At 67.4% G+C, this 12,058-nt stretch carries 9 protein-coding genes and 1 pseudogene; 2 read left to right on the top strand and 8 right to left on the bottom strand.

The window, feature by feature from the left end; all coding sequences use genetic code 11:
• The coding region (locus tag AC1D1S_RS14780; protein ID WP_476994800.1) for a CapA family protein at window positions 1-685 on the bottom strand (685 nt) is incomplete at its 3' end.
• Window positions 686-767: 82 nt separating this feature from the next.
• Between AC1D1S_RS14780 and AC1D1S_RS14775 the strand changes: the two genes are divergently transcribed.
• On the top strand, window positions 768-2,780 hold the full coding sequence (locus tag AC1D1S_RS14775; protein ID WP_476994799.1) for a M3 family metallopeptidase: 2,013 nt from the start codon (window positions 768-770) through the stop codon (window positions 2,778-2,780).
• Window positions 2,781-2,913: 133 nt separating this feature from the next.
• Here the strand turns inward: AC1D1S_RS14775 and pdxS are convergent, their stop codons facing one another.
• From pdxS to AC1D1S_RS14745, 6 genes are all read right to left on the bottom strand, one after another.
• Complete coding sequence (gene pdxS, locus AC1D1S_RS14770; RefSeq protein WP_026266390.1) at window positions 2,914-3,840, bottom strand: pyridoxal 5'-phosphate synthase lyase subunit PdxS; 927 nt, start codon at window positions 3,838-3,840, stop codon at window positions 2,914-2,916.
• 208 nt (window positions 3,841-4,048) lie between these two features.
• Complete coding sequence (gene pgsA, locus AC1D1S_RS14765) at window positions 4,049-4,687, bottom strand: phosphatidylinositol phosphate synthase (protein WP_476994798.1); 639 nt, start codon at window positions 4,685-4,687, stop codon at window positions 4,049-4,051.
• Window positions 4,680-5,300 carry an HIT family protein gene (locus tag AC1D1S_RS14760; protein WP_243177341.1) on the bottom strand — a complete coding sequence of 207 codons (621 nt, stop codon included), beginning with the start codon at window positions 5,298-5,300 and terminating at the stop codon, window positions 4,680-4,682. Before AC1D1S_RS14760 ends, pgsA begins: the two co-directional genes overlap by 8 nt.
• Window positions 5,301-5,319: 19 nt before the next feature.
• Window positions 5,320-7,329 carry a threonine--tRNA ligase gene (gene thrS, locus AC1D1S_RS14755; RefSeq protein WP_476994797.1) on the bottom strand — a complete coding sequence of 670 codons (2,010 nt, stop codon included), beginning with the start codon at window positions 7,327-7,329 and terminating at the stop codon, window positions 5,320-5,322.
• A gap of 129 nt (window positions 7,330-7,458) precedes the next feature.
• The gene (locus AC1D1S_RS14750; protein WP_476994796.1) at window positions 7,459-10,959 is read right to left on the bottom strand and encodes a DNA polymerase III subunit alpha; all 3,501 of its coding nucleotides are present in this window, start codon (window positions 10,957-10,959) and stop codon (window positions 7,459-7,461) included.
• Entirely contained in the window at window positions 10,956-11,291 is a 336-nt protein-coding gene (locus AC1D1S_RS14745) for a DUF6504 family protein (RefSeq protein ID WP_028277549.1), read from the bottom strand. The genes AC1D1S_RS14750 and AC1D1S_RS14745 overlap by 4 nt, the downstream gene beginning before the upstream one ends.
• A 230-nt stretch (window positions 11,292-11,521) precedes the next feature.
• On the opposite strand from AC1D1S_RS14745, the gene AC1D1S_RS14740 reads away from it, so the two are divergent.
• Window positions 11,522-11,908 (top strand): hypothetical protein, encoded by a 387-nt coding sequence (locus tag AC1D1S_RS14740; RefSeq protein WP_018773194.1) that lies wholly within the window; start codon window positions 11,522-11,524, stop codon window positions 11,906-11,908.
• Window positions 11,909-11,915: 7 nt separating this feature from the next.
• On the opposite strand, the pseudogene AC1D1S_RS14735 reads toward AC1D1S_RS14740, so the two are convergent.
• Window positions 11,916-12,058 (bottom strand): annotated as a pseudogene (locus tag AC1D1S_RS14735) (chorismate mutase); the annotation flags it as partial.

Raw genomic sequence — 12,058 nt, 5'->3', positions numbered from 1 at the left:
CAATGACGGCGATCCGGGCCGCGGCGGTCTGCAGGATCAGTATCCCCTGCGACTCCGCCTCGGTCCGGTACGAGCCCGTGTGCCGGAGTCCGGCGGCGTCGAGGGCGTCCAGGGTGCGGATGAGCCCCGCGGTGCCGCGGTCAACGGTGTGATTGCTGGCCGTCGTGCAGGCCTGATAGCCCACGCCGCGCACGGCGGTGATGATCTGCGGCGGAACGTTGAAGGAGGGATACCCGGAGAAGGGTCCGTCCGGGCCCGCCACCGGGGTCTCCAGGTGGCAGATCGCCACATCGCTCTGCGCGATGTAGCGCCGCTGGCCCTCCAGCAACGGCGCGAAGTCCAGCCCCGCGGCGCCGGCGGCGCGGGCGTCCTCGCGGGCCTGCTGCCAGAGCTGGGGATGGACCAGCATGTCCCCGGTGACCAGGACGGAGGTGCACCGGGCGGCCGCACAGCCTGGACCCTTCCCGGGCGTCGGCGTCGGTGTCGGTGTCGGTGTCGGTGTGGGCGTCGGGGTGCCCGACGGCGGCTGGGCAACGTCGGATGTTCCGCCGGTACCGCCTGCCGTGGGACCCGGGGGGTTATCCGGCCCGGCGAGGAGTCCGCAGGATGCCAGCAACGACGCGAGAACAACGGCCGTTGCTGCGGTCAGGATCCGGCCCCGCGGCCCCGCGGTCGTGTTCTCCATGCCGCTCATCCTATGGTGGGCGGCATCACAACACACGGAGGCGATCGTTGAGAAGCGGCCGCCTGCATGAAAGAGTCATTTCATGACCAATCCCCTCCTGAGCCCCAGCACTCTGCCCTATGGACTGCCGCCGTTTGCGGATATCGACGACGCGCACTACGCCGAGGCCGTCGAGGCCGGCCTGGCCGAGCACCTTGCCGAAATCCAGGCCATCGTGGACACCCCGGCGGCCCCGACCTTCGAAAACACGGCCCTCGCCATGGAACGCTCCGGCCGGCTCCTGGACCGGGCCGCCGCGTCCTTTTTCACGCTGGTGTCCGCGGACGCCTCAGACACCATCCGGGACCTCGAGACCCGCCTGTCCCCGCTCTTCGCCGCCCACCAGGACGCCGTCTACCTCAACCGCGGGCTTTACGAGCGCTTCGCGGCGCTGGACGCAGCAGTCCTGGACGCGGAATCCGCCCGGCTCGTGGAGGAATACCTCAAGGAGTTCCGGGCCTCCGGCATCCAGCTCGACGACGCCGGCCAGGAGCGCCTCAAGGAGGTCAACGCCGAGCTGTCCCGGCTCGGCACCGAGTTCGGCCAGCGCGTCAAGGAGGGCATGAAGTCCGCTGCCCTGCTGCTGGATGACGCCGCCGACCTCGCGGGCCTGCCCGCCGACGACGTCGCCAGCGCCGCCGAGGCCGCCCGGACCGCCGGGCACGAGGGAAAGTTCCTGCTGACCCTTATCCAGCCGAGCAACCAGCCTGCCATGGCCGCGCTGGCGAACCGGGAGATCCGCCGTCGCCTCTACGAGGCCTCCATCGGCCGCGGCAGCGACGGCGGCAGCTTCGATGTGCTCGACTTGGTCAAGGACATGGTCCGGCTCCGCGCCGAGAAGGCCAGCCTTCTCGGGTTCGCGAACTTCGCCGAACTCAGCGTGGACCGGCAGACGGCACCGGACTTCCAGGCCGTTCAGGCAATGATGAGCCGGCTGGCCCCGGCCGCCGTCCGCAATGCCGACGCAGAGGCCGAGGCGCTGGCCGAGGCCGCCGGCCACCCCCTCGAGGCCTGGGACTGGGCGTATTACTCGGCCAAGGTCAAGCGGGAGCGGTATGCCGTTGACGAACAGGCCCTGCGCCCGTACTTCGAGCTGGACCGGGTTTTGAATGATGGTGTGTTCTTCGCGGCGAACGCCCTGTACGGCGTCACCTTCCACGAACGCGCCGACCTCGCCGGCTACCACCCGGACGTGCGCGTCTGGGAGGTGAAGAATTCCGACGGCACGGACCTGGGCCTTTTCCTCGGCGATTACTACACGCGGGAGACGAAGCGCGGGGGCGCGTGGATGAATTCCCTCGTGGAGCAGTCAGGGCTCTTGAACACCCGACCCGTGGTGATCAACAACCTCAACATCTCCAAGCCGCCGGCCGGCGAGCCCACCCTACTGACGCTGGACGAGCTCCGCACCACCTTCCACGAGTTCGGCCACGCCCTGCACGGCCTGTTTTCCGCCGTCACCTATCCTCGGTTTTCCGGCACGAACGTACCGCGGGACTTTGTGGAATACCCTTCGCAGGTCAACGAAATGTGGATCATGTGGCCCGAGGTCCTGGCCAACTATGCCCGGCACCACGCCACCGGTGAGCCCCTGCCGCAGGAGACCGTGGACAAGCTCAACGCCGCCCAGCTCTGGGGCGAAGGCTTCGGCACCACGGAATACCTCGGCGCTGCCCTGCTGGACCTGGCGTGGCATGTCCTGGACGGCTCCGACATCCCGGATGACGCCGTCGAGTTTGAAGCGAAGGCGCTGGCCGCGGCCGGCGTGGCGCACAGCCTGATCCCGCCCCGCTACCGGACCGGCTACTTCCAGCACATCTTCGCGGGAGGCTGGTATGCCGCCGGCTACTACTCCTACATCTGGAGCGAGGTCCTGGACGCTGACACCGTGGAATGGTTCAAGGAAAACGGCGGCCTCAGCCGCGCCAACGGCAATTTCTTCCGCGCCGAATTGCTTTCCCGCGGCAACAGCCGGGACCCGCTGGAGTCCTTCCGCGCATTCCGCGGCCGGGACTCGGATCTCGCGCCGCTGCTGAAGCGCCGCGGCCTCGACTGATTCTTCACACAAAAAAGCGACGGCGGCCGGCCACCTAAGGAGGTGACCGGCCGCCGTCGTCGTTCAATCAACAGGGCGCGGGGAATAGCACGCAGAGGATCAGCGCCGTCCGGCGCCGCCAAAGGCGCGAACGTTACCAGCCGCGCTCGGCGAGGCGGTGCGGCTGCGGGATTTCGTCGACGTTGATGCCGACCATGGCCTCGCCCAGGCCGCGGGAGGCCTTGGCGATCTCGTCCGGGTCGTCGTAGAAGGTGGTGGCCTTCACGACGGCGGCGGCMCGCTGGGCCGGGTTGCCGGACTTGAAGATGCCGGAGCCGACAAACACGCCGTCGGCGCCGAGCTGCATCATCATCGCGGCGTCGGCCGGGGTGGCGATGCCGCCGGCGGTGAACAGCACCACCGGGAGCTTGCCGGTCGCGGCAACTTCCTTGACCAGTTCGTACGGGGCCTGCAGCTCCTTGGCCGCGACGTAGAGCTCGTCCTCGGCCATGCCGGCGAGCTTCTTGATCTCGGCGCGGATCTGGCGCATGTGCGTGGTGGCGTTGGAGACGTCCCCGGTGCCGGCCTCGCCCTTGGACCGGATCATCGCCGCGCCCTCGTTGATCCGGCGCAGGGCCTCGCCCAGGTTGGTCGCACCGCAGACGAACGGAACGGTGAAGTTCCACTTGTCGATGTGGTTGGTGTAGTCCGCCGGGGTCAGGACCTCGGACTCGTCGATGTAGTCCACGCCGAGGGACTGCAGCACCTGCGCCTCGACGAAGTGCCCGATCCKGGCCTTGGCCATGACGGGCACCGACACGGCCGCAATGATCTTGTCGATCATGTCGGGATCGGACATGCGGGACACGCCGCCCTGGGCGCGGATATCGGCCGGAACGCGTTCCAGCGCCATCACGGCCACGGCACCGGCGTCTTCGGCGATGCGGGCCTGCTCGGCGTTGACGACGTCCATGATGACGCCGCCCTTGAGCATCTCAGCCATGCCGCGCTTGACGCGGCTGCTGCCCGTGACGTTCTTCGCGGACGCGCCGGCTTCGCTGCTTACATCAGGTGTAGACACAAAAACCCCTATGGGTAGATAGATGACCTCGCCGGGGCACGGACGGCACGTTCAAGCCGTGTCTCGCACACACCGGATTACCGGATCCATTGGCCGGTAAAGCTAATACTATCCCCCGGCCGGGGCGCGGCAGAATTCGGGTTACAGCAGTCGAATCTCGCGCGGGGACTGGGATTCGGCGCGGCCGCCGGGGTGCCGTGTGGCGCCGTCAGGCGGGACGTTCCGTGGCGGTACCTTCGGGTTCCGCCAGCGACTGGCGGTGCACTGTCACGATGCGCTGGATCACCGTCACCAGGCTCGCTGTCGCGAGCAGGCACAGCGTCACGAAGAGCACCACCGGGGTCAGGCCCAGTCCGGTGAGCCCCGTGACCACCAGCACGGACACGAGGCGCTCGGCGCGCTCGGCGATGCCCACGTTGGCGTGGAAGCCCAGGGCCTCGGCCTTGGCCCGCGCATAGGAGACCACCATGCCGAGCACCAGGCAGAGAATGGCGGCGACGGCGATGGCCGGGTTGGCGCCGCCTGTGAAGAACCAGACGGCGACGCCGGCGAACAGGGCGCCGTCGGCCACGCGGTCAAGGGTGGAGTCCAGGAAATTGCCCCACCGGCCGCCGCGCTGCTGCATCCGGGCCATGATGCCGTCAATGACGTCGGAGAAAATGAACGCCGTGATGAACACGGTTCCCCAGAAGAGCTGCCCGAGCGGGTAGAACACGAGAGCGCCGATCACGACGCCGAGCGTGCCGACCACGGTCACTGCGTCGGGAGTGACCCCGATCCTCAGCAGCCAGCGGGCAACCGGGGAAAACAGGGCGGTGAAGAAGCCCCGGGCGTGCCTGTTAAGCATCCTTCTCCCCGGCTGTGTGCTGCGGCGCGGGCATTTCCTGCGGCCATGCGTCGGCGACCTGCTGACGGACCTCACCGAGGGTCTGCGTGACCGCCTTGGTCTGGGCAATGATGGGGAAGAAATTTCCGTCACCGCCCCAGCGCGGCACCACGTGCTGGTGCAGGTGGCCGGCGATGCCCGCCCCGCCGGTGACGCCCTGGTTCATGCCCAGGTTGAAACCGGAAGGGTTGGCGACTTTGCGCAGCACCCGCATGGCCGTCTGGGTCAGTTCGGCAAATTCCGCCGTTTCCTCGACCGTGAGGTCCGTGTAGTCCGGGATGTGCCGGTAGGGGCAGACCAGCAGGTGGCCCGGGTTGTACGGAAAGAGGTTCAGCACCACGTAGCTCGTCCTTCCCCGGTAGACGATCAGGGAGTCCTCATCGCCCCGCTCGGGCGCGGCGCAGAACGGGCAGTCGTCCGGGTTCTTGAACTGGTGCTGGCCGCCCTTGATGTACGCCATCCGGTGCGGGGTCCACAGGCGCTGGAAAGCGTCCGGGACCCCGGCCAGGCTGAAGTCGTCCGTCACGGCGTGGTCGCCCGGATACTCCGGCCCGGCCCCTGTGGTTTCCTGCACGCGCTGCCCTTCCGTCTTCCTAGCTGGTCCGGTTTCGGACAGCGTCGACGATCCGCTGCACGGCCTCGGACACGGGCACGCCGTTGTCCTGGCTGCCGTCGCGGAAGCGGAAGGACACGGCACCGGCCTCGGCGTCGTCCCCGCCGGCGATCAGCACGAACGGGATCTTGTCCTTGCTGGCCGTGCGGATCTTCTTCGGGAAACGGTCCGAGGAGATGTCCACCTCGGCGCGGATACCGGCCGCCTTGAGCTGGTCCACGACGTCGAACATGTAGTCGTTGAATGCCTCCGCCACCGGGATGCCCACCACCTGGACCGGTGCCAGCCAGGCGGGGAAGGCACCGGCGTAGTGCTCGGTGAGCACGCCCATGAAGCGCTCCACCGAGCCGAACAGGGCGCGGTGGATCATCACGGGCCGCTGCCGGGTGCCGTCGGCGGCCTGGAACTCGAGTTCGAACCTCTCGGGCAGGTTGAAGTCCAGCTGGATGGTGGACATCTGCCAGGTCCGGCCGAGCGCATCCTTGGCCTGGACGGAAATCTTGGGGCCGTAGAATGCGGCTCCGCCCGGATCCGGGATGAGCTCGAGCCCGGAGGCTTCGGCCACCTCGGCGAGGGTGCGGGTGGCTTCGTCCCATGTGGCGTCGTCGCCGACAAACTTGTCCTCGTTCTTGGTGGAAAGCTCGAGGTAGAAGTCGTCCAGGCCGTAGTCCTTGAGCAGGCCCAGGACGAAGTTCAGCGTGCTGGTGAGCTCATCCTTCATCTGCTCGCGGGTGCAGTAGATGTGGGCGTCGTCCTGGGTCATGCCCCGGACGCGGGTCAGGCCGTGCACCACGCCGGACTTCTCGTAGCGGTAGACCGAGCCGAACTCGAAGAGCCGCAGCGGCAGTTCGCGGTAGGAGCGGCCGCGGGACCGGAAGATCAAGTTGTGCATGGGGCAGTTCATCGGCTTGAGGTAGTAGTCCTGGCCGGGCTTGCGCACGGTGCCGTCCTCGTTCAGTTCCGCGTCGATGTGCATCGCCGGGAACATGCCCTCGCGGTACCAGTCCAGGTGGCCGGAGACCTCGTAGAGATGGCCCTTGGTGATGTGCGGGGTGTAGACGAAGTCGTAGCCGGCATCGACGTGGCGCTGGCGGGAGTAGTCCTCCATGGCCTTGCGGATAATGCCGCCCTTGGGGTGGAAGACCGGCAGACCGGAGCCGAGCTCGTCCGGGAAGGAGAACAGGTCCAGTTCCGCGCCGAGCTTGCGGTGGTCGCGGCGCTCGGCCTCGGCAATGCGCTCCTGGTAGGCCTTGAGCGCGTCCTTGGTGGGCCAGGCGGTGCCGTAGATGCGCTGCAGCTGCTGGTTGTTCTGGTTGYCCAGCCAGTAGGCGGCCGAGGAACGGGTCAGGGCAAAGGCGTTGGAGATCAGCTTGGTGTTCGGCAGGTGCGGGCCGCGGCACAGATCGCACCAGATGCTGTCGCCGCTCTTGCGGTCCACGTTGTCGTAAATGGTGATGTCGCCGGCGCCGACCTCGACGTTGACGCCCTCGCCGGCCTCGGCGGCGTCATTCTTCCTGCCCAGCAGTTCGAGCTTGTAGGGCTCGTCCTTCATCGCTTCGCGGGCCTCGTCCTCGGACACCACGCGGCGAACGAACTTCTGGTTCTGGTTGATGATCTTCTGCATCATCTTTTCGAGCTGGCGGAGGTCTTCCGGGGTGAACGGTTCCGCGACGTCGAAGTCGAAGTAGAAGCCGTCCGTGATGTAGGGGCCGATGCCGAGCTTGGCGTCGGGGCGCAGCTGCTGCACGGCCTGGGCCATGACGTGGGCCGTGGAGTGGCGCAGGACGTTGAGCCCGTCCGGGGAATCAATGGTGACGGCCTCGACATTGGCGTCCTCGGGAAGGGGCTGGTCCAGGTCCTTCAACTCGCCGTTAACGCGGGCCACAACGACGTCGCGGCGCTCAAAGAAGAGTTCCGCGCCGGTGGTCCCGGTAGTCACCTTGGTCTCTTCGCCGTCGACGAGAAGGGTGATCTGCTGGGCATCTGACACGGGTGTCTCCTATTCAAAGTTAAGGCTTCGTAGCTTGTGGCGTACGGGGACCACAGCCAGCCTCGTCCATGCTATCGGTTTCTCCAGAGGCCAACCAACGCGCCACGAGCGAGCCGCACCGCCGGCCGGTCAGCCGCCCAGCCCGGTGATGGCGAGGTTCCTGCTGATCCCGTCCAGGGGGCCGGACAGGTAAGGCTCCTGCCGGCCGGCGGCGCCGGGAGCCGATGCCGGGAACGGGAGGGTCTCCGGGCGGCTGAGGTCCCAGGCCATGGAGGCGCTGATGCTGATCCCCCGCGGCCCGGTCCGGCGGGTGGTGCCGCGGATCAGGAGCAGGCGGGTGCCGAACAGCAAGGGTCCGGACTGCTCCTGCGCCTCGTGGAAGAACACCGAATCCACGCAGCCCGTGCCGTCGTCGACGCTGATGAACACCACCCGCCGGCCGCCCCTCATGGGCGGGGTCTGGGTGGCCACCCGGACCCCGGCAACCAGCACTTCCGTGCCGTTGCGCAGTCCCAGCAGCTTGTCCGCGGTGGTGACGCCCAGCCGGTCCAGCAGCGGGCGGTGGCTGGTCATGAGGTGCTCGCTGACGTCMACGGCCATCAGGTCCAGTTCCGCCCGGACGTTATCCACCATGCTGGGTGCGGGCAGTGCCGCCTTGAGGTTCGTCAGCTCCACGTCCCCCAGCGGCAACGCCAGCTGGCCCTCAATGACTTCCACGCCCTTCCTGAGGGGGCGGGCCTGGAGTTTCTGCAGGTGCTGGACCAGGTCCGCCCGGTTGGCGTCTCCCCCGGACGCCCGGTGCAGCGAATCGAAGGCGCCCAGCTGGGCCAGGCGCTGGATGCTGGGCCGGCTGAGCCGCGACCTGGCCCGCAGGTCCGCCAGGGAGTCGTAGGGCTGGCCGGCCACAATCCGTTTCAGCTCGGCGCCGGAGAGCCCGAAGATGCCGTTCAGGCTCAGCCGGATGCCCAGCCTGCCCCGGTCCGGCCCGGATTCCACCCGCTCCACCCGGTACTCGGCCTGGCTCCGGTTGATGTCGAGGGGAAGGATGGGGATCCCCAGCCGGCGGGCCTCGGCCACGAGCAGGCGTTTGGGGTACATTCCGGGGTCGTGTTCCCAGAGCCCGGCGAGGAACGCCTCCGGGTGGTGTGCCTTCAGCCAGGCAGACTGGTAGGTGGGCACGGCGAAGGCGGCTCCGTGGGCCTTGCAGAACCCGAAGCTGCCAAAGGCCTTGAGCGTGCCCCAGACCTTGTCCACCACCTCGGGACTGTAGTTCCGGGCACGCGCCTCCTTCCGGAAGAACTCCTCCACCCTGGCTTCAAGCACGTCATTGCCGAGGGCACGGCGGAATTCGTCGGCCCGCGCCAGCCCGCACCCGGTCATGACGTCGAAGGTCTTGAGGATTTGTTCGTGGAAGACCGTGACCCCGTGGGTCTCTTTCAGGACAGGCTTGAGGTCGGGATGCGGGTAGACCTCGGGGGCGAAGCCGTGCCGGTGCTCCAGGAAGGGCCGGACCATGTCGGATTTCATCGGACCCGGGCGGAACAGCGAGATATCAATGATGAGATCGTTGAATTCCYGGGGGGCCAACTTGCCTATCAGTTCGCGCTGGCCCGGGGATTCGATCTGGAAGCAGCCCAGGGTGTGGGTGCTCCTGATCAGCTCATAGGTGGGCTCGTCATCGAGCGGGACCGCGTTGAGGTCGATGTGCCCGTCCCCTGAGATGTAATCCGGGCCCGTCCCGTCCGGGCCGGCCGGATGCGCGCCGGCGGCCACCACCTCGGCCTTGGAGGGATGCAGACGGATCACTTCCCGGACGGCGAAGGCCATAGCGCTCTGCATCCGGACGCCAAGGACGTCGAGTTTCAGCATGCCCATGGGGTCCATGTCGTGCTTGTCGAACTGGCTCATGGGCAGGCCCAGGCCGCTGGGCTGAACGGGAGTGCGGTCCAGCAGGGTGGCGTCGCCGAGGATGACGCCGCAGGGGTGCATGGAGATATGGCGGGGCAGCCGGTCCAGCCGCTCCGTGAGGTCCACCAGCAGGTCCAGCTGCTGGTTCTCGGAGAAGCCGCGCTGCTCCACCCGGTCCGCGAATTCCTTCAGCTCGGGTTTCTCCACGAGGGCTTCGCGGAAGTGCCGGGCCGAGAACCGCCACAGCTGCTTGGCGATTTCCCCGACCTCGCCGTCGTCCATGCCCAGGGCCAGGCCGGCGTCGCGCACGGCACCGCGAGCGCGGTAACCGTTCTGCATGCTCATCAGCGTGACGCGTTCGGCGCCGAAGCGCTCAAAGATCTTCCGGTAAACGTTGTGCCGTTCGGCGCTTTCGACGTCGATGTCGATGTCCGGCAGGGTGGCACGGTCGCGGGAGAGGAAGCGTTCAAAGATGAGGTCGTGCTGGAGCGGGTTCACCTGGCTGATGTCGATCAGGTAGTTCACCAGGCTGGAGGCGCCCGAACCGCGCGCGGCCGCCCGGACGCCCAGGGCCAGGATCATCCGGGAGACCTCTGCGACGGTCAGGAAGTACGAGGCGAAGCCCAGCGAGTCGATGATCCGGAGCTCGTGCTCCAGCCTGGTCCGCAGCTGCTGTTCCCGCTGCCCGGAAATGCCCGGGAAGCGGCGGCCGATGCCGGCCTCACACCGCAGGGTCAGTTCGGCGAGCGCGTCGCCGTCGATCCCGATCACGGATGCCTCCGGGACCACGGGCTGTTTCCAGCCCATATCAGCTTCCGGATCAATGCGGCAGCGGTCCGCGAGCGCCTCGGTCTGGGCCAGGAGCCGCTTGAGGTCCGCTGTGCCGTAGCCGGCGGCGTGGATGATCTCCTTGCCCAGCTGCAGCATCCGKGCCGCCGATTTGAGCCAGCCCTGCCCGTTGGGCTGCAGCAGCGGGGCGGCGGAGAGCTCGGGGAGGGATTTCAGCGTCCGGGCCGAGTCCAGCACATCGGCGGTGGCCGCGCCGTCCTCAGCCACGTACCTCACGGCGTTGCTCAGCACGGCGGGCACCCCGTGTTCTGCGGCGAGTTTGAGCATGCGCACCGCGTGGGCGGTGCTCAGCGGTTCCCCGGGCGGGCTGAGCTGGGACACAACCTCTGCCGCCAGCGTTCCGGGGGGCATGGCGTCCAGCCAGCGTTTGAACAGGGTGCGGGGCCGCAGGTAGCGCCGGCCGCCCATGGCCCGGCCGACGTCGGAGTCCGGGCCGATCAGCACTGTCAGGACCGGCTTCAGGGTGTCCGGGTGCAGGGTGCGGGAAGCCAGTTCCGCCCGGGTGRCGGCCACCGGCACTATTCCCTGCGCCTTGCCCGTGGTGCGGGCGTGGGCGTCGGAGATCAGCCGGCACAGCGCCCGGTAGCCGGCACCGTTGTTGTGTCCGTGCGCCAGCACGACGACGCGTCCCCCGAGCTGGGTGCGGTGGTCGCCGTCGTCGTCAAAGACCGCAAGGTCCACCCCGACGATTGCATCCAGCCCGGCTGCCATGCACGCCTTCAGGTGCTTGACGGTTCCATACAGGCCGTCTCGGTCCGTGCAGGCCAGCGCGGTGGCGCCGTCAGCGGCGGCCGCGGCGGCAAGTTCATCCGGCCAGGAGACGCCATAGTGGGCGCTGAACGCGGTGGAGACGTGCAGGTGGGTAAAGCTCATGCTGATTCGGGCTTCCGGAGGGGCTGGAGGGCGTCGTGGATCTTCAGGAGCCGCCACCGGCCGCTGCCGACATGCCGGGTCAGGTCAAGGGTGAGGGTGGAATCCGCGGCGTGATCCCCGGCCGCACGCACCTGTACCCGCCAGATCTCATGATCCACCAGGCCCGGCCCGCTTCCGAGTGGCGCCCGGCGTTCCTCGGCCCACCACTGGCGGCGTTCGTACCAGCGGACGGGGTCAGCGCAGACCGTGTAGCGCCGGCCGGCCCAGTCGAGGCGCAGGGGCTGGCCGGAGGGCGTGCAGATGACATCCACGGACTCGCTGAAAATACCCACGTTGCCTCCCGACCCAGTCCGGGCTGGAGCCGGCCCAGTCCCCGCTTCGACTTCCTACGTCCATTCCGCTTCCGACGCCTTCTGTTTCAGCGCCCTCTGTTTCAGCGCCTTCTGTTTCACGCCCTTTATTTATTCGAACATATCTTCGAATAAATACAGTCTACGTCGCGGAGCCGACAAAACCCAGATCGGGGGTGGACGGACGATTGCACAGGTAGCAGGATTGAGCCATGAGCTCCCATATCGCACTCCTGAAGCACGTAAAGATCGCCGCCAAGAATTCAACCTTGGTGGCGACCTTCGATATAGACGGAAATATCCCGGGGCAAGGCGCCTACGTGGTGGGCCTGCTGGCAGCCGGGCCGGACTACTCCCATCAGCGCAGACTGGGCATTGAGTTCATGAACGGCGAGGCCGTGTCCTTCTACTACTTCAACCATGACGGCACGGAAGAGAACTTCGACCTCAAAGGCGTGGAACACTCAGGAAACACCATCACGGGAAACTTCCCCATCGCGACTGTGCTTGGCCTGCCCAAGGGCCATCTCATGACGGCCTTCAGCGATTGTGACGGCCGGGACTACCAGGCCAACGTGCCTGTCGAAGAAGCCCTCTAGGCACCTTCTAGGAGCTGGACTTGTACACTTCCAGCTCGAGCGTGATGAAGGCATCGATCATCGCCCGGTAGGTCTTCTCGACAAGCTCGACGTCGATGTCCTTCTTTTCCGCTGTGGCGCGGACGTGTTCGATGACCCGCTCCACACGCC

Source organism: Arthrobacter sp. P1_A5, assembly GCF_056406825.1.
Note: the sequence above shows the minus strand (reverse complement) of the source record. Positions and strands in the feature narration are given on the sequence as shown.